Genomic DNA, 21192 nt, shown 5'->3' on the forward strand with positions numbered 1-21192 from the left:
ACTGGCTCTATCGCCGATTCTGCTTTGTGTTTTGTTCGTTCAAACTGTCGCTATCGAGATTGGCTCGCCATATAAATGGCAATTAGATAATCGACCGTGCTCAATTTGACGCAATTGTGTTGGCACTTTTCGGCAAGTGTCATGAACACGATCACAACGTGCTTGGAATCGACAGCCTTGTGGGATTTCTAATAAGTTCAACGGATTACCAGGGATCCCGGTTAATTTGGTTTTAGGTCCTGTTAATGGAGGAAAAGACGAACCCAATCCTTTGGTGTATGGGTGATAAGGCGTTTCCAATATTTTTTTCGAAGGAGCGACTTCAATTAATTCACCTGAATACATGATGCCAATACGATCGGAGAACTCGACCATTAATGACAAGTCATGAGTGATGAATAATATGGAGAAGCCAAACTCTTCTTTTAGTGCATAAATTTTTTGTAGAATTTCACGTTGTACTACCACATCCAGAGCTGTGGTTGGTTCATCCATAATGATCATTTTTGGATTCAAAGCCAATGCAATAGCAATCACTAAACGTTGACGCATGCCGCCTGAAAACTGATGAGGATAGTCATTCAAACGATCAGGGTGGATATCTACAATTTCTAATAAACCTTCGGCACGTTTTTTCGCTTGTTGGCGCGTCATATTGGTATGACGCATGATCACATCGCAAAATTGCTCTTCCATTGGGAGTACTGGATTTAACGCATTCATGGCACTTTGAAATACCATCGACATTTGGCTCCAACGGAAAGATTGCATCCTTTGTTCGCTGTACTTTAAAATATTTTCGCCATTAAAAATGACCTCTCCACCGGTAATAAAGGCTGGTGGCTTATGTAAACGCATTAGTGAGAAAGCAACGGTCGATTTGCCACAGCCTGATTCACCGGCAAGGCCAAAGACTTCGCCCGGTGCAATGTCAAAGCTAACATTGTTGACGGCGCGGACATCTCCCGCATCGGTAATGTAATCAACGCATAGGTTGCGGATAGAGATTAATGGCTCTGTTTTATTGATAATGGTCATATTATTTATCTCCACTCCAAACGGCATTTTGTGGTGGTAGTTCAGGCTCTCGAGATTGTTCATCTTGTGTTGCGATTTTTTTCCAGCGCTTCATGCCTTTATGAGAACGTAATTGTGGGTTTGCTACTTCATCAACCGCAAAATTTAATAGTGCAAGTCCGATAGCTAATGTAGTTAATGCTAAACATGGCGCGATCAGTTCCCACCATGCGCCAACTAATATCGCTGATGAGGTTTGAACGTTGTAAAGCATGATGCCCCAACTAATAGTACTTGGGTCGCCAAGGCCTAAGAATGAAATAGTGGCTTCCATCATAATGGCGTACATTACCGAACCAATGAAGCTTGCCCCGACAATGGAGATCAGGTTAGGCAGTATCTCAACAAAGATGATGCGGAATGACGACTCCCCTAATACTTCAGCCGCTTTTACAAACTCTTTCTCTCGTAATGCGAGTGTTTGCGAACGAACGACACGTGCGCCCCAAGCCCAAGAAGTACAGCCTATGATTAGCGCAATGGTTAGTGGGCCTGCCTCTCCGATAAATGCAGCTAAAACAAACAGTAATGGATATTGAGGTATTACTAGCATGATGTTCATTGCTGCGGTTAATATGTCATCGATTTTGCCGCCAAAGTATCCTGCCGAAACGCCAATCACAGTGGCTAAGAAACACACTACAAGACCAGCGCCAAAACCAACCCCAAGAGATACACGAGCGCCATAAGCCAGCTGTGACCAGACATCACGCCCCATACGAGTGGTACCAAGTGTGTGGTCTTCTTTTTTTGACATGATCATAGTGCGACGATCATTCGCAAGGTTTTGTGCAACCCAACCATCGGGGCTACTTTTTGCCATTTTTACGATGCCACTAGGGTATTCGTGTGGATTACCCGTTCGCTTATCGGGAGCATGTTTGGTAATTAAAGGTGCAAAAATAGCCATAGCAATAAACAACAATAATATAATTAATCCTGTCATGGCTTTAGCGTTGCCCGTCAGTAATTTAAATAAACCTTTCATGATTATTTGCCTCCCTTACGCAGACGAGGGTCAAGTACGACATACAACATGTCGGCAAGTAAGTTAAAGAACAGCATAAATAAGGTCATAATAAGTAACTGACCTTGCAGAACTTGGTAGTCACGAGAATTGATTGCATTAAATAGAACTGAACCAAGACCTGGGTAGTTAAAGATGATCTCGACAATTAATTGACCACCAATCGCCATACCAAGCGACATAGAAAGGGCGGTTACACTTGGTAGCATGGCATTACGAGCGGCGTAATTGAATACCACGCGGTTTTCACTCAAGCCTTTGCCTTTTGCCATGGTGATGTAATCTTCACCTAACAAGTTAATCATGTTGTTACGCATATTGATTAAGAAGCCACCAATTTGAACGACAGAAGCACAGAACAAAGGTAGGACGGCGTGATAGGCAACATCTTTAATAAATACCCAACTAGTCCAGTCTGGTAAGTTACCTGCAGTATAAGCATAACCGGTTGGGAACCATCGCAAACCAACCGCAAAGGTAAACATGGCAAGCATGGCAATAACCACTTGTGGTACCGCTTGAATAACCAACATTCCAGGGGAAATAAAAGTATCGAATTTGCTGCCGCGTTTCCAAGCAGCAAAAATGCCAAGAATTGACCCTAAAGAGAAAGAGAAAGCAACCGCAGTACCGGCTAAAAATAGTGACCAACCAAATGCACGACCTAATAAATCAGACACAGGTAATGGAAAGAACTGAATTGAAGTGCCTAGATTCCAACTGAAAATATTTTTAAGGTACGCAATGTATTGAACAAAAATATTACCGTCGACAAAGCCCAAAAGCTCTTTCATTGCCGCGATACGTTCTGGAGTCACCTGCACTGTAGCGTTAGCAAACATCATGGTAACTGGGTCACCAGGCATCGCACGCGGAATCGCAAAGTTAATCGTTGCAGCGACGACTAAAGCGATAAAATAAAAACCTAAACGTCTTAAGAAGAATCCCATAACTTACACCTTAACTTTCCCAGAATTTTTCGCCTGATTCTGGTTTCAGGACGCCTATTTTAGACAAACAAATCCCCTGACGACGAGCGCCATACTTTTTATCAGTAAGAGGGGGATTTTAATGGCGGCGCATATTAGGCATGCGCCGCAGAGTTGAGTGACGACTTATTTAACTGGTTTTAAATCCAGTACATGAAGTAGACGCTCTGGAATGCCAGCCCAGATACTTGGACGGCCTTTCGGGTTTTTCTCGCTCCACCAGCCTGTAAAGCGCTTGGTGTTGTATTGGTACATTTGTGCACCAGACATGACTGGAATCGTGACTTGATTTTCTGCAATGATTTGTTGGATTCCATGAGCGATTTTCATTTGCTCATTTTTATCAGCAGTTTTATAGAAGCTGTTTAATAAAGAATCTAACTTGTCATTTTTGAAGAAATGCATCGCGAAACGAGGCATACCATCACCACCTTGCAGTGCTGAGTTGTACGCTGAGTTCCAGTAAGTGAATGGATCAGCACCGTGGAAGTAGTTAGTAAAAGCTACATCGTAATTACCATCTAGCATTGCTTGGTTATAAACCGCGAATTCAGGTGTACGAGCTTTTGCTTTAATGCCCACTTCTTCTAGTTGCTCTACTGCAAGTTGTACAGTGTTGTTAAAGTCAGTCCAACCATTTGGTGATTGAATTAATAACTCAAAAGGTTTACCTGATGGGGTGTCAACAAAACCATCTTTATTGACATCTTTAAAGCCGGCTTTAGCAAGCAGTTTCTTCGCGCCTTCAACATTATATGTGTTGTAGCCTTTGTATTTATTATGAACTTTTTCATCAGACCAAGCTTCAAATGCATACCCAAGACCTGATGCGAAATCATTCACTGTTCCCGCGCCATAGAATGCGATATCAATGATGGTTTGACGGTCAAGAGCCATAGAGAAAGCACGACGGAAATCAACGTTGGTTAACGCTTCTTTTTTCGCGGCATCTTTTTCAGCAAAGTTCACCATGAATGATTGCGTACCTGATGGCGGATACCAATAATGGTGATTAGGGCTTACAGATGCATAAGTTTTATCAATGTCAGGGACGAATGAAGAGGTCCAATCAAGTTCTGAGTTGATAATTTTACTTAATAATTGATCATTATTGGCGATTTGCGGAACACGTAAACAGTCAACGTTTAGGTCTTTAGCATCCCAGTAATTTGGGTTTTCACACTGAATGTAAAGTTGTGGTGTAAAGGTTTCGATCTCAGTAAATGGACCGGTACCTACAGGAGTTTCATTAGTGAAAGTAGTTGGATCTTTTACGTCTTTCCAGATGTGCTCTGCAACAACAGGTACTTTAGCAATTTCGTAAGGAACATTTGAATTAGCTTCTGTTAAATGAAATATAACTTGGTAGTCACCTTTCTGTTCAACACTTTTTACCCATTTGTTAATGCCTGATTGATCAAGTGCAGGGAATTTTTTAACTAACGCAAATGAGTAAACAACATCATTAGCATCAAAGGTTTTACCATCCGACCACTTAACACCTTCACGGATATCAAATGTGACTGTCATTAGGTCATCAGACATTTTGAAATCTTTTGCAAGACGCATGACTGGTGTATTACCGTGCATTTCGTTAAAAATAACCAGAGGTTCATAAATGAAATCTGTGGTTGTTTTTAAGTTAGTCGCCCCTAAGTATGGGTTGAAATTCCGTACCATAGTTGGATAAAAATCTGGGACGATAGTTAACTCACTGCGTTCTGCGGCTGTTGCTACTGTCGAAAAACCAGTAACGGCAACCGAAAGTATCGCTGCAGCAATGGCTGTTTTTTTGATATTGGTTAGCATAGCTGTTCCTTACTTTTGCTTTTGTTTTAGCTTAATTAAAAGGAATGTCATCAATTGATAAACACTCGCTGAGACCTACCTCGAAATAACCTGTTTCATAATGAATGTGATGTTCGGACATTCATTGATTATTCCAGAGTGGCCTGTAGGCCCTTTGCCTGTACAGAAAACACTTTATCGTTGAAATCGTCAATTTGAATTCTCGTTAAAAACGTCAAATAATCTTACCTTTACGTTAATATCGTAAAAATCAGACAAAATACGCTGTTTTTTTATTCAAACTTAAATGTGATATGCATCATGTTGGATTGTTTTTTTTGATTGAATGTTAGTGCTTACTATCTTGATTTTATTTTTAATTTAAAGGTTTTAATTTCAATCCTTATTAAGGCGATCTTGATCACTAGTCGAAAACAAGCTTACTTTATTGTTTTAAAATAGTATTGCCGATTTGTTGTGACTCGCTTCGCATTAGCCATAAATACTAAGGTTAAGCAGGGTCATTAAATAGAAAAAAGGCGATTTATCCGTTTTGTTTTTGGAGTGAATTGCGGTTATTTCTTTGTGTGAATAAAGTATTAATGTTTGGTTTTATTGGTCGGGATTGTTCTTACCTCTAAGTGTCATTCGCCTGAGAAAGGGAGTTTAAGGCTGTATATTACCAACCGATTGTGATGGTGCTTTGGTGGTTGGTAAGGCTTTTAGATAAGAAATAATAAGCATATGGAAGCTGTGGTTTAAGAAATGAAATAACCGTTAAGTCGCTTGACCTAACGGTTTAATAAGGGGGCTCTGGAGATAGATTGTTATGAATGATTATGCTGTATCGATAAAATAAGTTCAGCTAACGAGTAACATTTGTATTTTTTCTCGGCAGTCAATTAAGTGCTGGCGTTGGGCGGTATTAGCACTGCTATTTTCTAGAATATAATCAATCGTGTTTAGAACTGTACGCCAACGGGGAGTTTTCGGTAACGTTTCCACGCGTAGGTATTTATCTAAAGTTCGAGTTTGTAAGGTACTACGATCTAAGTAAACGCGCCATAATCCACTTTCTTCAGCTAATGTATATTTCGTTTGACCTGTCGCTGATTCCCAATAATCGAGGGCTGTCGTCATTGTATCAACTAATATATCGCGCATTATCTGGTGTTTATCTTCGCGTTTATGGAAAACTTTATCCGCTAATCGGGTAAATTCGCCGCCGAGTTCTTTCAGTTGCTGAAGCTTATTTTTGTCACCATCAAAAGCATAGCTAGAAAGGGCTTCAATTGCAGTTTCTAAGTTATCAATTCGTTGCGCATTGATTCCGCCACCGATATTAAAAATATACATGGATTGCAATCCAGAGGCTTCAGGAAGCATGAGTACATCACTTTGAATATGTTCTCGCTTGTCCTCAATGAAGATATCAATTTCACCACAAAAATGTTCCTGATTGAGATTAAGATACTTAGGCGCAATAATCTCATCTGAATTTGACCGTTTGAGCTGCTCAGGACTGCGTTTAAATAATTTTGCAGCTGAATCATTAGCAAAGCGGATTCGTCCATCTTCACGAACACAAATAATCGCTTCTGGTGCAGATTCTAGTTGTTCTAATAAGCGGCCTTGAGTCTCTAATAAACTCGCTTCAACTTGCTCTCGAATACGCAGCTCTTGTTGTAGTTGGCTATTTTCTATGCGGCGTTGTTCGGCTTTACTGGCGGTTAAATGTGCTTTTATTCTTGCTGCAAGCTCTTGTTTATTAAAAGGCTTGGTGAGATAGTCATTAGCGCCAGATTCAAAACCTCGGACACGATCTTTAGTTTGACTCAATGCGGTTAATAGAATAACTGGCAGCTGTGCGTGATCATATTTCTGACGAATTTCTTCACAGGTTTCATAGCCATTCATTCCTGGCATCATGATGTCGAGTAAGATTAATTCAGGTTTGTCTTTTTCTATTAATTGGAGTGCGGTTAGGCCATCTGCTGCCGTTTTAACTTGATAGCCTTCAAGTCGTAAAAAGCTATCAAGAATCTGTAAATTGACAGGCTCATCATCGACCACGAGTAATAATGGCCCTTCGGGATTAATTGGTAGTGGTGAAGATTCAAAATCAGCCATATTGGATAAGCGATCTGGTGCTTGGAAGTGTTCATTCGGTTGTTGGTACTGGTGTGCTTTAATTTGTTCTTCAGTGGCAATTGGTAAGGAAAAGCTAAAAGTGGTGCCAACCAATGGCTGGCTACTGACATAAAGCGATCCACCCATCAATTCAATTAGCTGTCGACTAATGGATAAGCCCAGTCCTGCACCTTGACGATAGCGACTAGAATCTTGTCCAGCTTGAATTAAAGGTTCGAAGATATGCTCCAGTTGTTCGGCTGGAATCCCTTGTCCTGTATCCACAACTTGCATCCTAATATCATTTTCCAGTACGGTTGCTGAAATGATGATTTTTCCTTCCGATGTATATTTGATGGCATTGCCGATCAAGTTATAAAGAACCTGTTCTAATCTCTGAGCATCTGCGGCAACCAGTGGCAGTTCTAATGCAATCTGATTAATGATACGAAGTGGTTTATTACCTAAAAGGTGCTGCGATAACTCTAAAACTAAACGTGTTGCAGAAACAATATCGACAGTGGTGGTTTGTATATCAAGATTGCCATAGCGCATCTTATGGTAATCCAGAAGATCATCCACCAATGTAGTGAGGCGTTGCCCACTGTTGATGATGATATCTAATTGGTGCTTTTGGTTGGCAGGAATAGGTCCGTTGGAACCCGAAACTAATGCTTCTGCGATACCAACCATTCCATGCAACGGGGTTCTTAGTTCATGTGATGTTGTGGCGAGAAACTCATCTTTGAGCTTATTGGCAAGTTGTAAGTCATCATTTTTTTGCCTAATAGTCTGGATATTGTTTTCTAAGGTTTTATTTTGATCGCCAATTAATTGAATTTTCTCTTTAATTGAGCGCTGCATACGAGCAAAGCTGACGGCCAACCGTCCAATTTCATCTTTCCGCTCAATACTTACTATATTTTGATCTAAATCTCCCGCTGCGACTCGTTCTGCCATCCAAGTCAGCTTTAATAATGGTGTGGTTATAAAGTTAGATAGGTAATGAGAACAAACAATAACTAAAAGAATACCTATAAGCATAACAATGGCAAAGATTTTTTTAAGTTGATGAACTCTTGAATAGGCATCTTTTTCTGGTAGTTCAACCACTAAAGCCCATGTTTTATCTTTGATTTTTATAGGAGTGTAAGCGGCAATAATCTGTTCACCATCGCCATTTGTAAAGGATTCTACCGCTGAAAGTCCCTGTAAAGCTTTGTCGATAACGCTCATGCTTGCATCAATAGACGATTGCGATAAATTGAGTATTTTTGGTTTTTTATTTTCACCAACAAGGATCTTGGTGAGTGCTCCTTTATCATTATGATCATTCATAATGTTTGAGAGTGCTGTGCTTGGCAGTTTAAACATAGCGTAACTATGTAGGTAGCCTTGTTGGATTATAGGTGCGCCGAGCCAAAGGATTTGCTGTGAGTCTTCTTTATTAAAATCAGACAAGATGACCGGAGTATAATCTTCGTTATTTTTGCGCGATGCTTTGACGGTATCTTTAAGGTTCGCAAAGGTTTTACCTAAAATCGTATTTTGATAAGGACCAGTTATTAAGTTAGTCCCATAATCTTTTTCTTTTCTTACTGAGTAGGTGACATTGCCATTTAAATCAATGAGCAGAATGTCGGTAAAATCTGAGCGCTTGAGTAAATCCACATAAGCCCAATGATAACGTTTATGTAATAATCGATAACGCTCTGTACCAATAAAATCCGGAGATTCAGGGAGAACCGCTGTTTTTATTTTATCACCAGAGTTCTGAATATAACGCTGTTGGGCGTTGTCTCGAGCATCTTCTATGCTATCACCTAGCTTTGTGAACGCACTGACCAAACCATAAAATCGGCCGCCACTTGAGTAAGCTAATTCTGAGCGAACCACGCCCATGACTTCAGATTCTTTAGATTTTACATAATCGTTAACTTGTTGTTTTTTCGTGTCACGAATTGACAATAAATATGAGGTACTTTGCTCTTGTAAATCTTGAGTATGTGATTGGAGAAAAAATAAAGCAATAACAGTGAAAGGAGTCAGACTTAATACTAAAAATGCGATCATTAATGTGTGTTGAAGCCTTTGAAATTTATGTACATTTCTTAGTTTTAGCATAGGTGGCTACTTACGATTTCTCTGAGTGGCGGCTTATTAGAAGTAGAAAAAGCCAAGGATTGAATTATTTTATTAAGTTAACACGCAAAACCTTTTTACTATGATATTTGTCGAGAAGAAAGGAAACTTTATTTTCAAAGGCAAAAAAGGTGACCGAGGGCAATTATTATAAAATATTCGGTGGGAAAATGAGCCTAAAGGCTAGGCTCATGACTATAATTAAACCTCAATAAGGACTGACTATTGAGATGCTTTATTGGTGTGATAGATGCTGAATTTAGTGTTTTTAGCTGCAATGTTGCAGTGCCCAAAAGCTTTCTCAATAATAGGAGGATATTTTAAAAAGTTATTGGCAACGATCAGCATTTGCCCTCGAGCCGATAAATGATGCGGCGCTTGGGATAATAAGGTTTCCGCTGCACTGTATTGGGTATCTAAACCTGAATGGAAAGGCGGGTTACTAATTAAAAAGTCGTATCCTTTGCCAATGTTGGAGTAAATATCAGAGGCAAAGACTTGTCCGGTTAATCCATTAATTTCTAACGTCGCTTTACTTGATTCAATCGCGAGTGCGCTGATGTCACACATATCAACATTCGCTTTAGGATAGCGAGTTGCAATAACGCAACCAATTACACCAGCACCACAGCCCAAATCCAGTACTTTACCTTTGAGTCTTGGTAGTGTTTCAAGCAGTAGCTCTGTACCTTTATCAAATTCACCATGGCTAAATACACCAGGCAAGCTTTTAATTTGAAGCGTATCATCACCGATAGTGAGGGGATAAGTTTTATACCATTCATCTAAATTAAACGCTGGCGCTTCGGTTTGATATTGCCCCCAATAGAAAGAACAACGACGTGCAGAATCGTATTTTTTCACTGTGCCATATTGGCTAAACATTTTTTCAATGCTTTTAACGCCAGAGCGATTCTCGCCAACAACACAGATTTCAGTGCCGGTTTTAAGTTTCGCCATCAACATTGCAAGTAAATATTGAGCTTCGGCTTTAGCTTTTGGCCAATACAACAGAAGCATATCAGCATCAATGTTATCAGTCAGTTCTGCGCCAAAGTAAGACGTAATATTATCATGCTGATTAAATTGTTGATGGTAACCATAATGGGTTGTAAAAACGGAGACTGATTGGCAGTGCTTAGCAAGTTCAAGACAAAATAAATCTTCGGCTTCACCTGCAATTAAAACACGCTTACCTGAAAAATATTCAATTTGACGTTGAGCAATTTGGCTAGGGGGGGTATAGCTTGACATTGATGGTCACTCTCTATGGGCAGTGGCCAGATTTTCGCATAATCTGGCCTAGATACCAATTAAATCACTTGAGAGTTAATTGCTGTTGACGTGATTAGTTATTATCTTGCATGTTAAGAAATTGCTTAAATTCCTCTTCGTACATTTTAAATAGCACCATGGTAATGGCAAAGATCAGTGGCCCGTAGATCAAACCAATTAATCCAAACAATTGGATCCCGCCCAATAGTGAGAAAAAGATAAGTAAGGTATCCATGCCAGCGCTTCCTTGCATAAGAAGCGGGCGAATAATATTGTCAATCGAACCAATGACTACTACGCCCCAAACTACTAAAAATATTCCCCAGCCGATATCGCCAGTTAAAAATAAATAAGCGGCAGCTGGAACCCAAATTAATGCAGTGCCAACAACTGGAATAAAGGAGGCAGCTCCAATCATTGTTCCCCAGAATAAGCCTGGCAAGCCGACTAGCCATAATGCAAAGCCGCCAACAATAGCTTGGGCGATAGCGGTAAGAAATGAGCCTAAAACGGCTGATTTAGAAACCTGCTCTACTTCGTTTAATAAACGGTCTTCTTGGCTGCGTGATAGAGGTAAAATATGATGAATGCTATTAACCAGTTTTTCACGATCGCGTAATAAAAAGAATAATACAAAAAGCATTAAAAAGAAGTTCGCTAGAAACCCAGTCGCGTCACCTAATATTTTGGCGCTAACAGAGACTAAAATCGTGCCAAATTGTGAAATAAACTTAGCCGCGCGTTGAGCTATTTGTTGTGGGTCAATATTGTCGAATGGTAGATATTGATTAGCAATATGCAGCAGTTTTGAAATATATGGATGATTCAATAATTCTTGGATCCCGCCAGCACTTGCCCAGTTATAAACCGTTTGTGAAAAATTAGCACCTTGTTGGATGATTGCTGCAAAAATAGCAAGTAATGGAATGACAATAACAAAGGTGAGAAATAAGCAGGAGATAAAAGCTACCGTGTTAGGGAAGCGTGGCCAGCGTAATTCTATTTTTTGATGCAAAGGGTAAATTAACAGAGAAATAATAAACGCGATAACAATCGAATTCATATAAGGTGAAATTAATAAATAACAAGCATAGGCTGCAAACAGTAGTGCAATGATTAATACCCAGTGTGTTGAATCCAGTTTTAACTTGTTGTCCATGTTTCATCCTTGAAGGAGTGATGTGGTTTTATATTGGTATATAATGGCGGTAAAGCAAACGCTTATCAATTAAAGATTTATTGAGTCTGGAGGAATATATATGGGCTGTTGTGACAAAAAAGAGTGTTGCAGTAATAAGAAGAAAAAGAGCATACCTTGGTTAGCTGTGATTATAGTTTTTATGGCGGTGCTGATTGCTTTGAATTGGCAGTCTTGAGTGCAGGTTTATTTATAAAAAATGGGTTAAGCAACTCGCTTGCTCGTGAGTAAATACGAAGGCAAGCGAGATGAGTACTTGGTTATTTTATTATAGTGCTTCGCTTTCTTTTGCCATAATTGCAAAGCAGCGATCTGCCGCTTCAATTGTGGCTTCAATTTCACGTGGTGAATGTGCCAATGACATAAAGCTCGCTTCAAATGCTGATGGAGCAAAGTTGACACCATGTTCAAGCATTAAATGGAAGAAGCGTTTAAAGCGCTCAGTATCGCATTTTGTGACATCTTCGTAACAAGTAATGGTTTTCTGCTCCGTAAAGAAAAAACCAAACATACCACCAACGCGATTAATCGCCAGAGGAATACCATGCTCCGCTGCCGCCTTTTTTAAGCCTTTTGTTAATTGTTTTGTCCGTTTCGCTAAGCGAGCTTCGTTTTCTTCGCCTTCTAACTCTTTCAAACAAGCTAAACCTGCCGCCATGGCAATAGGATTACCTGATAGTGTACCGGCTTGGTAAACTGGGCCTGTCGGAGCAATAAATTGCATGACGTCACGGCGACCACCAAAAGCCCCGACTGGCATGCCTCCGCCAATGACTTTACCAAGCGTAGTTAAGTCCGGTTTGATGTCATAGTAAGCTTGAGCGCCACCTTGTGCGACGCGAAAGCCTGTCATCACTTCATCAAAAATCAGTAATGCGCCAGAAGAATCACAAATGTCACGCAAGCCTTCTAAAAAACCTTCAACAGGAGGGATGCAGTTCATATTACCCGCGACAGGTTCAACGATTATGCAAGCAATCTCTTCAGGATTTGCTTCAAATAATGCTTTAACGGATTCAATATCATTAAAAGTGGCTGTTAATGTGTATTTGGCAAAATCAGCAGGTACACCTGGTGAGCTTGGTTGACCCAATGTTAATGCGCCTGATCCTGCTTTTACCAATAAACTGTCAGCATGACCGTGGTAACAACCTTCAAATTTTAAGATCTTGTCACGACCAGTAAAGCCTCGAGCTAAACGAATAGCGCTCATCGTCGCTTCTGTGCCAGAATTAACCATGCGAAGTTGCTCCATTGATGGAACCATTTCGGATACTTTTTCTGCCATTTTTATTTCAGATTTTGTGGGCGCTCCAAAGCTTAAACCACGTTCAGCCGCTTTAATCACCGCATTACGCACAGCAGTATTATTGTGGCCTAAGATCATCGGTCCCCAAGAGCCAACATAATCAATATAAGCTTTACCATCGGCATCAAAAATCAGTGGGCCATCTGCGCGATCGATGAAAAGTGGAGTTCCACCAACACCATTAAAAGCGCGTACTGGAGAGTTCACGCCACCGGGAATCGTTTGTTGTGCTTTTTGATATAGTTCTGATGATTTACTCATAGGGGATCCTTTAAATAATATCTTATTGCGATAAGGCTGTTGCACTTTAAGCGCAATTCTTGTGCGGTTAATAGGCTACCGCACCGTGATCGAGATAATTAACTGTAGGCATTGTAACTAAGCTGAGACTTTTTGCACTTATTTAGAAAACAAAATCAGATACAGTTGATGTGAAGACGGTTTATACGATTTATTGTTCTGAAAGCAAGATGAATACTTGAACGATAAGGTCAGGTATTAGATAATCGCATTAATTAAAGTTTGACCGTATGGCTAAGCAATGTCAGCGATCGTATCTTGTATCAACGTTATTCATTTACCTGTTGATATTAACGCTAATGAGAGAGGTCGTCATGAGCGATGAGCAATTACCTTTATCTTTTTCTGAAACCGCTGCGGCGCGTGTGAAAATATTGATTGAGGAAGAAGAAAATCCAGAGTTAAAACTACGTGTTTATATCACCGGTGGTGGTTGCAGTGGTTTTCAATACGGATTTACCTTCGATGAGAAAGTTAATGATGGTGATATGACAATAGTGAAGCAGGGAGTAACTTTAGTGGTTGATCCTATGAGTTTGCAATATTTGCTTGGTGGTGTAGTGGATTATACTGAAGGGCTAGAAGGCTCTCGCTTTTTTGTGAACAATCCAAATGCAACAACAACTTGCGGTTGTGGTGCTTCATTTAGCGTGTAAGCCATTTTACCTAAGCCCATTTAAACAAGTCACTTTAAGAAAGCCCTAAAAATCTCTTTTTCGTTGAGAATAAGAAATTTTCAGGGCTTTTTTGTTTGGCTATTCTTTTGCAATAAGTAAGTTATTGTAGCGTTTGAGTTGCGCTAAATTTTGCTGCGCCAGTGTCATAAAGTTACTTTTATCTTGACCCGTTAATGATTTTGATTGAGGCAAGTTAACCGTTCTTGGATTTTTATGGATACCATTCACTAAAAATTCATAATGTAAGTGTGGCCCAGTTACTCGTCCTGTTCCACCAAGCGTGCCTACCGTATCGCCTTGTTTTACTCGTTGTCCTGTATTGACGGATCGTTTTTTCATGTGCAAGTACTTGGTAATATAAGTATTGCTATGGCGAATAAATACGTAGTTACCATTAAATTGGTTATAACCTGCTTTTTCGACCACTCCATCACCAGCAGCCCAAATAGGGGTTCCAACTGGAGCTGCATAATCTGTCCCTCTATGAGCGACGATTTTTCCTGTTACAGGATGGCGACGAGTAGGATTGAAATTAGAGGTTACACGGCGAAAATCGATAGGTGAGCGCAGAAAGGCTTTTTTCATTGCCCTGCCATCCTCATCGTAATAATTGCCATCTTTTGGGTTCAAAATGGCTTTGAACGTGGCACCTTGGCTAGTAAAAACTGCGGTAATAATGTTGCCTTGGCCAATATTTCGACCTTCAACAAAACGATCTTCATATAACACTTCAAAATGATCTCCTGCACGCAGATCTAACGCAAAATCAATATCCCAACCAAAAATACCGGCTAATGACATTATTTGATTTGGAGTTAAACCTGAATTTGATGCTGCATTCCAGAAGTTTGATGTAATGGTTGCTTCAGTGTAATTATATTGAACATCAATTTTTTTACTTTCTATTTTCGAAGTGAACACATCTCCTTGTTTATAGATATGAAAAGATTGATAAGCAGACAAAGGGCGAATTAATTCGACTAATTGATCATTTTGGTTAAAGCCAAAATTTAGGATGTCACCTGGTCGAAGTCGCGATAATTGAGTTTCTATACCAGAATCACTAGTGATTAATTGATGTAATAACTTTGCTGATAAACCGATACGATTAAATAAAACAGAAGCACTTTCGCCTGATTGGACGGTATAGGGCTGCCATTGTAGCCAGTTTTTATTCGTGGTTTGCGATTGTGAAAATTCGCTAGAGAGCTCAAGAGGATAAACTTTGCCGACTTCTAGCTTTGGTTCATTACGAGTGAGATCGTCAAAGTCAGGAAGTGAAAACAAAACAATAGTTATTATGAGGGAGATAAAAGCAATCGATATTTTGTGTAGCCTAGGAAGGCGAGTCAATTGTATGCTCATAGTCATTAAGAGTAATGTAAATAGCGAAAAAATAGGATGAGTCAGTCTAACTGGTTTCCAAAAAGGGCGCTATTGCGTATCATGTCTTGATACAATTTTTATGCCTAATTTTCGGAGTAAACCTAAATGGCGAGTATTGAAGCAGCATTGGCTGAAATTAAGCGCGGTGTGGAAGAATTAATCCCTGAAGCTGAGTTGATTGAGAAATTAAAAGAAAATCGCCCTTTACGTATTAAGTTGGGAGCGGATCCAACTGCACCAGATATCCATTTAGGCCACACCGTTATTCTTAACAAGTTAAGAGCATTCCAAGAGCTAGGTCATGACGTTACTTTTTTAATCGGTGATTTTACCGGTATGGTTGGTGACCCTAGTGGTAAAAACACCACACGTCCGCCTTTAACGCGTGAAGATGTATTGGCCAATGCAGAAACTTATAAGCAGCAAGTATTTAAGATTCTCGACCCTGCTAAAACTAAAATTCAATTTAACTCTGAATGGTTAAATGAATTAGGTGCTGAAGGTATGATCCGTTTGGCATCAAACTTAACCGTTGCTCGCATGTTGGAACGTGATGATTTTAAAAAGCGTTATGCCGGAAATCAACCGATCGCGATTCATGAATTTATGTACCCGTTATTACAAGGCTACGATTCTGTTGCGATGGAAACCGATGTTGAATTAGGTGGCGCGGATCAAAAATTCAACTTATTGATGGGGCGTGAGCTACAAAAATCTCATGGTCAAAAGCCGCAAGTAGTTTTAATGATGCCATTGCTGGTTGGTTTAGACGGTGAGAAAAAAATGTCTAAGTCGGCTCATAATTACATTGGGGTTAGTGAAGTACCAACCGAAATGTTTGGCAAAATCATGTCGATCTCTGATGTACTAATGTGGAGCTACTATGAATTGCTTTCATTCCGCCCATTAGAAGAGATTGCGCAATTTAAAGCTGATGTTGATGCTGGCAAAAACCCACGTGACATTAAGATTTTATTAGCAAAAGAAATTATTGCTCGTTTTCATAGCGAAGCAGATGCTGACGCTGCGGAACAAGAGTTCATTAATCGTTTTCAAAAAGGCGCAATGCCAGATGAAATGCCTGAATTTGAATTTGAAGCGGGGATTGCTATTGCTAACCTATTAAAAGAGGCAGATCTAGTGGCCTCTACATCGGATGCACTTCGTATGATCCGTCAGGGCGCTGCAAAATTAGATGGTGATAAGATCGAAGATACTAAGCTTGTTCCTGAGATCGGCACTGCGATTTATCAAGTTGGTAAACGTAAGTTTGCACGTATTACGATTAAGTAAAGTCAGGCGATTGAGTGCTTAGCTGCTATATAGTTAGTATAATTAGTGCTTCGTCTCTATAGCTAATCGCTTGTTGTTATAAATTGTTAAAGCCCGTCGCATTAATTTGAGATGGGCTTTTTTATCGTGAAATTTAACCTTTTAACTGAAAAGTCGGCAAAGATAAATGCCAGCGAATAGCGGCAAGTCGAATAGTTAAGGTTGATACGACACCTAGTAAGAAAGCAGGTGAACTAGCAACACCAAAGTACAAAGCGCTGGTATGAACAATCCCGCCTACAATACAAGCTACAGCATAGATTTCACTGCGTAACACCATTGGAATTTCACGGGCTAAAATGTCGCGAATAATTCCGCCACCGCAACCGGTTAGAACGCCCATAATCACAGCAATCATCATTGAATCTTGTAATCGAAGAGACTTTTCCACACCGATTCCAACAAATACCGCGAGCCCAATCGCATCACAAACAGGAAGAATATACCAAGGCAGTTTGGTCGGGCGACGGATTAGCGTAAGTGTCGCTAAGCAAGTTAGCAGAATTATCCATAGATAATTATTGTCGATAATCCAGAAAATAGGCGTAGAGCCTAGCATCATATCTCGAATCGAACCGCCACCAATTGCAGTAACAGAGGCAAGGACGATAACACCGAAGGGATCCATTTTAAGCCGGCCGGCAAGTAATACTCCAGAAATGGCAAAAATGGCGGTACCAAATAAATCGAAAAAATACAGTAAACTGATATCCATGATAGTGGTGTTCTAGAGTTCGATAAAGTTGAATTAGGCGGCAGATTTTACTGTTAATTTGTCTTAATGCAAAAGCTTATTCGACTTACGAGCTAAATCAAAATCTGCGCAGACTTGTTTTATTGCTTGAAGACTCCGCATTGTTGGTCGATTTAACCAATCAGGATTGAGGTTAAAAATTAACTTATGTTTTACTGCTGGTATTTGAGACCATTTTTGCCATAGCTCAGTGGTGGTATTGATATGGTTAGAGGTGAAAATCACTTCAGGATTTTCAGCAATGACTTGTTCTTTACCTACTTGGGGATAAGGTGCAGGGCTGTTTGCAAATACATTTTTACCATTACAGATATTAAAAATAGCGCTTGGCCAATATGGATCGGAGACGGTAATAATTGGAACTTCACTTAATTGATGAAAGTAAAAGATACTTTTTTTCTTTTGATTAGCCAAACGAATGGTACTGAGTTGCTCTCTAAATATTTTAGCATTACTCTTCCCGATAGAGGGATCTTCAGCCCATTGGCTTAAGGCGTCTAAGTTATCGGCAATATCTTCGAGCGTGCTGATGGATGAGTAATAGACAGGGATGCCAAATCGTTTCAGTTGATCCACTTCTCTTGGGCTAGAATTTTTTGACCAAGCAATTACAAGATCCGGTTTTAGGGCTAATATGCGTTCTAGTTTAATACCTTGATAGTTAGCGATTTTTTCTAATGTTGAAGCTTGTTGAGGGTAATCACTCATCTCACTGACCGCTATGATTTTATCACCTAACCCTGCTGAAAAAGCGAGTTCAGTTGCGTGGGGTGTAAGAGTAATAACACGTTGAGCGACATTATTCGCAAAGTTGTATGGGCTAAATAAAGTAAGTAGGCAAAAGATGAGCAAAGCTCGAAATGCTGACATATTAGGATCCATCACGCGCCAGTAAGAGGCTACTTTTATTGTGTTTTTTACAAAGTAAAGGTAGCCAATATTCAGGTTGTTATTTTAGTAGTTTCAACATAGCAATCACCATGTCAGATGAGCTTTTAGCCGCTAATGGTAAGAATTCATCAAAACTCATTGGTGACTCTTTATCTGCTACGTCTGAAATTGCGCGGACTACAACAAATGGCTTGGCGAATTGGTGACAAGTTTGGGCAATCGCCGCAGCTTCCATTTCTACAGCAACTGCTGTTGGGAAGTGTTGACGTATGAAGGCTTGTTTTTCTGGTGTGCAAACAAATACATCACCCGTGCAGATAAGGCCACGCACCGCGTGAATATCAGTCATGGTTGCTAAAGCTTGTTCTGTTAGTTGAATGAGTTTTTCATCAGCAATAAAAGCAGCAGGTTGTTGTGCCATTTGACCGATTTCATAGCCAAAGGCCGTTACATCTGCATCATGGTGACGAACTTCAGAAGATATCACCACATCACCAAGGTTTAAGCTTGAATCAAAGCCGCCAGCTGAACCTGTATTGATGATGATATCAGGTTGGAAACATTCAATTAATAAAGTCGTCCCAACACTGGCTGCTACCTTACCAATTCCTGATTGTAGTAACACAACCTCAATGTTATTGATGGTTCCGGTATAGAAAGTACAACTACCTTTGCTTTGTGATTTGCTATTGCTTAATGCGTCTTTTAAAATCGTAACTTCTTGTTCCATCGCACCAATAATGCCAACTTTCATAATTTTCTCTGCTTCAATCTAGGTCAATAATCGCGAGATTGTATCATAAGGATTTTAAAAAACTTAATCGGCATAGTAAAACCAGTAGAGTGAAGTCTGTAAATAAAAGTTAGGGTTGGATAAGCTGGTGTTCGAGTAATTTAATTCGTAATTTTTCCAAGCGATCTCTGTTGACGCCAAAGTCTGAATGGCCAACACGAGATTTAGAACGAATATGCAAATTCACACCATCTTTTACCATTTCAACATCATCGGTAAAACGAAAAATCAAACTTGTAAAAGTCAGGTGTAAGTAGTCATCTGTCTTTTTTAGAGTTTGGGTTCGAGCAAAGGTTAATGCCACTGCTTCAATTTGATCGAGAGTAATATCGGTTGAAATTAATGTAAATGGTGCTATTTGGTGATCTTTACGTGTCTCTTGAGTGGAAACACAATTCGGTTTTGAACTGCAAAGCATTGCGGCTTGTGGTTTTCTATTTTCTGATTCCATACTTTTACTCTGACTGCTACAACTGGTTAATAATATAACCATAGCGAAAGGGATGAATTTAAGCATATTATTTTTCATAAATAGTGATATTAACCTTCTTTAATGATTTATATTTTTTAAATCTGAGAATCTAAAAAGAACAAAGCCCTACACAGTAAACTATGTAGGGCTAAGCTAATCAGCATTTATTAAGTAAGCTTAACTTATGCTGATTTCATTAATGAATCAGCACGAGCTTCAAGGTTTGAACTGCCCATTAAGTAACTGTCAATTGCACGTGAGCATTCTCGACCTTCATTGATGCAACGAACAACTAAGGATTGTCCTGTGCGCATGTCACCTGCGGCAAATATACCTTTTTGATTTGTTTGGTAGTCTTGACTTGCAACGTTGCCGCGGTCATCTAGTTTGATATCCAACTGCGCTAATACACCTGTTGGCTCTGGAAATAAAAAGCCCATCGCCAAAAATGCTTTAGTACACGGTATGACACGCTCAGAGCCAGCCACCTCATCAAAATTAGGACGTTCACCCGGTTTTGCATCTTGCCATACGATATCAGCAATACGTAAACCGGTGACATTGCCTTGCTCATCACCAATAAATTCTTTGGTTAGAATATTCCAATGACGCTCGCATCCTTCTTCATGTGAAGAGGTCGTTTTCATGATCATTGGGTATTGCGGCCATGGTTGATTACTTGGACGTTGGCCTGGCGGTATTGGCATGATCTCAACTTGAGTAATGCTTTTCGCACCATGACGGTTTGATGTGCCCACGCAGTCAGAACCTGTATCACCACCGCCGATAACAACCACATGAGCATCCTTAGCATGAATTTCTTCAGTTTTAAGATCCATGTTGTTGGCGCGACGGTTATTTTGACCAAGGAATTCCATTGCAAAGTGAACGCCTTTGTATTCACGACCCGGGATCGGTAAATCACGAGGAACCGTAGAACCACCAGTGAGCAATAGAACATCGAAGTCTTGGCGCAATTGTTGAGCATTGATATCAACACCGATATGCGCGTTAACTTCAAATTTCACGCCAGCTTCACGCATCAGATCAATTTTACGGTCAATGACATCCATACCGAGTTTGAAATCAGGAATACCAAAACGCAGCAGACCACCGACTTTCTCATCACGCTCGTAGACAGTCACCGAGTGACCAGCTGCATTTAATTGTTCTGCTGCTGCAAGTCCTGCAGGGCCTGAACCTACGATAGCAACAGTTTTACCTGTGCGTGAGCGGGGTTTACGTGGTTTGGCGTAACCTTCTTGGTAAGCTCGTTCAACAATGTTTTTTTCGATATTACAAATAGTAATCGGATCTTGATTGATACCAAGAACACATGATGTTTCACAAGGTGCAGGGCAGACGCGACCAGTGAACTCCGGAAAGTTATTGGTACTGCTCAAAATGTGCCAAGCTTCTTCCCAACTATCGCGATAAACCGCATCGTTAAATTCTGGAATGATATTGCCGATAGGGCAGCCGCTATGACAAAACGGCACACCGCAATCCATGCAACGAGAAGCTTGCGTGTTAATTTTTTCACCAAAGTCTTCATCTAATACGAATTCTTTGTTGTCTTGTATGCGAACACTTGGGTCAACTTTTTTAGGAAGTTCACGACCATGTTCTAAAAATCCAGTAGGCTTACCCAT

16 protein-coding genes are annotated in these 21192 nt (G+C 40.1%); 2 read left to right on the forward strand and 14 right to left on the reverse strand.

Annotated features, from left to right (window positions below; genetic code table 11):
- Positions 1 to 39 precede the first annotated feature (39 nt).
- The 8 genes from HC725_RS05675 to hemL all read right to left on the reverse strand — a co-directional run bounded on the left by HC725_RS05675 (position 40) and on the right by hemL (position 13196).
- Positions 40 to 1038 carry an ABC transporter ATP-binding protein gene (locus tag HC725_RS05675; protein ID WP_190330810.1) on the reverse strand — a complete coding sequence of 333 codons (999 nt, stop codon included), beginning with the start codon at positions 1036 to 1038 and terminating at the stop codon, positions 40 to 42.
- 1 nt (position 1039) lies between these two features.
- Complete coding sequence (locus HC725_RS05680; RefSeq protein WP_190330811.1) at positions 1040 to 2065, reverse strand: ABC transporter permease; 1026 nt, start codon at positions 2063 to 2065, stop codon at positions 1040 to 1042.
- Between the two features lie 2 nt (positions 2066 to 2067).
- A complete protein-coding gene (locus HC725_RS05685; protein WP_190330812.1) occupies positions 2068 to 3054 on the reverse strand; it encodes an ABC transporter permease in 987 nt (328 codons plus the stop codon).
- A 165-nt stretch (positions 3055 to 3219) separates the two neighbouring features.
- Positions 3220 to 4902, reverse strand: a complete 1683-nt coding sequence (locus tag HC725_RS05690; RefSeq protein ID WP_190330813.1) for an ABC transporter substrate-binding protein — start codon at positions 4900 to 4902, stop codon at positions 3220 to 3222.
- A gap of 840 nt (positions 4903 to 5742) precedes the next feature.
- A complete protein-coding gene (locus HC725_RS05695; RefSeq protein WP_190330814.1) occupies positions 5743 to 9135 on the reverse strand; it encodes a response regulator in 3393 nt (1130 codons plus the stop codon).
- A 240-nt stretch (positions 9136 to 9375) separates the two neighbouring features.
- The gene (gene rsmC, locus HC725_RS05700) at positions 9376 to 10407 is read right to left on the reverse strand and encodes a 16S rRNA (guanine(1207)-N(2))-methyltransferase RsmC (RefSeq protein WP_190330815.1); all 1032 of its coding nucleotides are present in this window, start codon (positions 10405 to 10407) and stop codon (positions 9376 to 9378) included.
- A 94-nt stretch (positions 10408 to 10501) separates the two neighbouring features.
- A complete protein-coding gene (locus HC725_RS05705) occupies positions 10502 to 11587 on the reverse strand; it encodes an AI-2E family transporter (protein WP_190330816.1) in 1086 nt (361 codons plus the stop codon).
- A 307-nt stretch (positions 11588 to 11894) separates the two neighbouring features.
- Positions 11895 to 13196, reverse strand: a complete 1302-nt coding sequence (gene hemL / locus HC725_RS05710) for a glutamate-1-semialdehyde 2,1-aminomutase (protein WP_190330817.1) — start codon at positions 13194 to 13196, stop codon at positions 11895 to 11897.
- 353 nt (positions 13197 to 13549) lie between these two features.
- Between hemL and erpA the strand changes: the two genes are divergently transcribed.
- Positions 13550 to 13891 (forward strand): iron-sulfur cluster insertion protein ErpA, encoded by a 342-nt coding sequence (gene erpA / locus HC725_RS05715; protein WP_190330818.1) that lies wholly within the window; start codon positions 13550 to 13552, stop codon positions 13889 to 13891.
- 99 nt (positions 13892 to 13990) lie between these two features.
- Here the strand turns inward: erpA and HC725_RS05720 are convergent, their stop codons facing one another.
- Positions 13991 to 15277: a peptidoglycan DD-metalloendopeptidase family protein gene (locus HC725_RS05720; protein ID WP_190330819.1), complete on the reverse strand. Its 1287-nt coding sequence runs from the start codon at positions 15275 to 15277 to the stop codon at positions 13991 to 13993.
- Positions 15278 to 15403: 126 nt separating this feature from the next.
- On the opposite strand from HC725_RS05720, the gene tyrS reads away from it, so the two are divergent.
- Entirely contained in the window at positions 15404 to 16591 is a 1188-nt protein-coding gene (gene tyrS, locus HC725_RS05725) for a tyrosine--tRNA ligase (protein ID WP_190330820.1), read from the forward strand.
- 133 nt (positions 16592 to 16724) lie between these two features.
- On the opposite strand, the gene HC725_RS05730 is transcribed toward tyrS, so the two are convergent.
- From HC725_RS05730 to HC725_RS05750, 5 genes are all read right to left on the reverse strand, one after another.
- Positions 16725 to 17345, reverse strand: a complete 621-nt coding sequence (locus HC725_RS05730; RefSeq protein ID WP_190330821.1) for a TRIC cation channel family protein — start codon at positions 17343 to 17345, stop codon at positions 16725 to 16727.
- Between the two features lie 63 nt (positions 17346 to 17408).
- Positions 17409 to 18254 (reverse strand): helical backbone metal receptor, encoded by an 846-nt coding sequence (locus tag HC725_RS05735; RefSeq protein ID WP_190330822.1) that lies wholly within the window; start codon positions 18252 to 18254, stop codon positions 17409 to 17411.
- Between the two features lie 79 nt (positions 18255 to 18333).
- A complete protein-coding gene (gene mtnN, locus HC725_RS05740; RefSeq protein WP_190330823.1) occupies positions 18334 to 19029 on the reverse strand; it encodes a 5'-methylthioadenosine/S-adenosylhomocysteine nucleosidase in 696 nt (231 codons plus the stop codon).
- Positions 19030 to 19138: 109 nt separating this feature from the next.
- Entirely contained in the window at positions 19139 to 19597 is a 459-nt protein-coding gene (locus tag HC725_RS05745; RefSeq protein ID WP_238928440.1) for a DUF1499 domain-containing protein, read from the reverse strand.
- Positions 19598 to 19722: 125 nt separating this feature from the next.
- Complete coding sequence (locus HC725_RS05750; protein ID WP_190330824.1) at positions 19723 to 21192, reverse strand: glutamate synthase subunit beta; 1470 nt, start codon at positions 21190 to 21192, stop codon at positions 19723 to 19725.

It is taken from the genome of Vibrio sp. S17_S38 (assembly GCF_014694375.1).
In the GTDB taxonomy this organism is placed as follows: domain Bacteria; phylum Pseudomonadota; class Gammaproteobacteria; order Enterobacterales; family Vibrionaceae; genus Vibrio.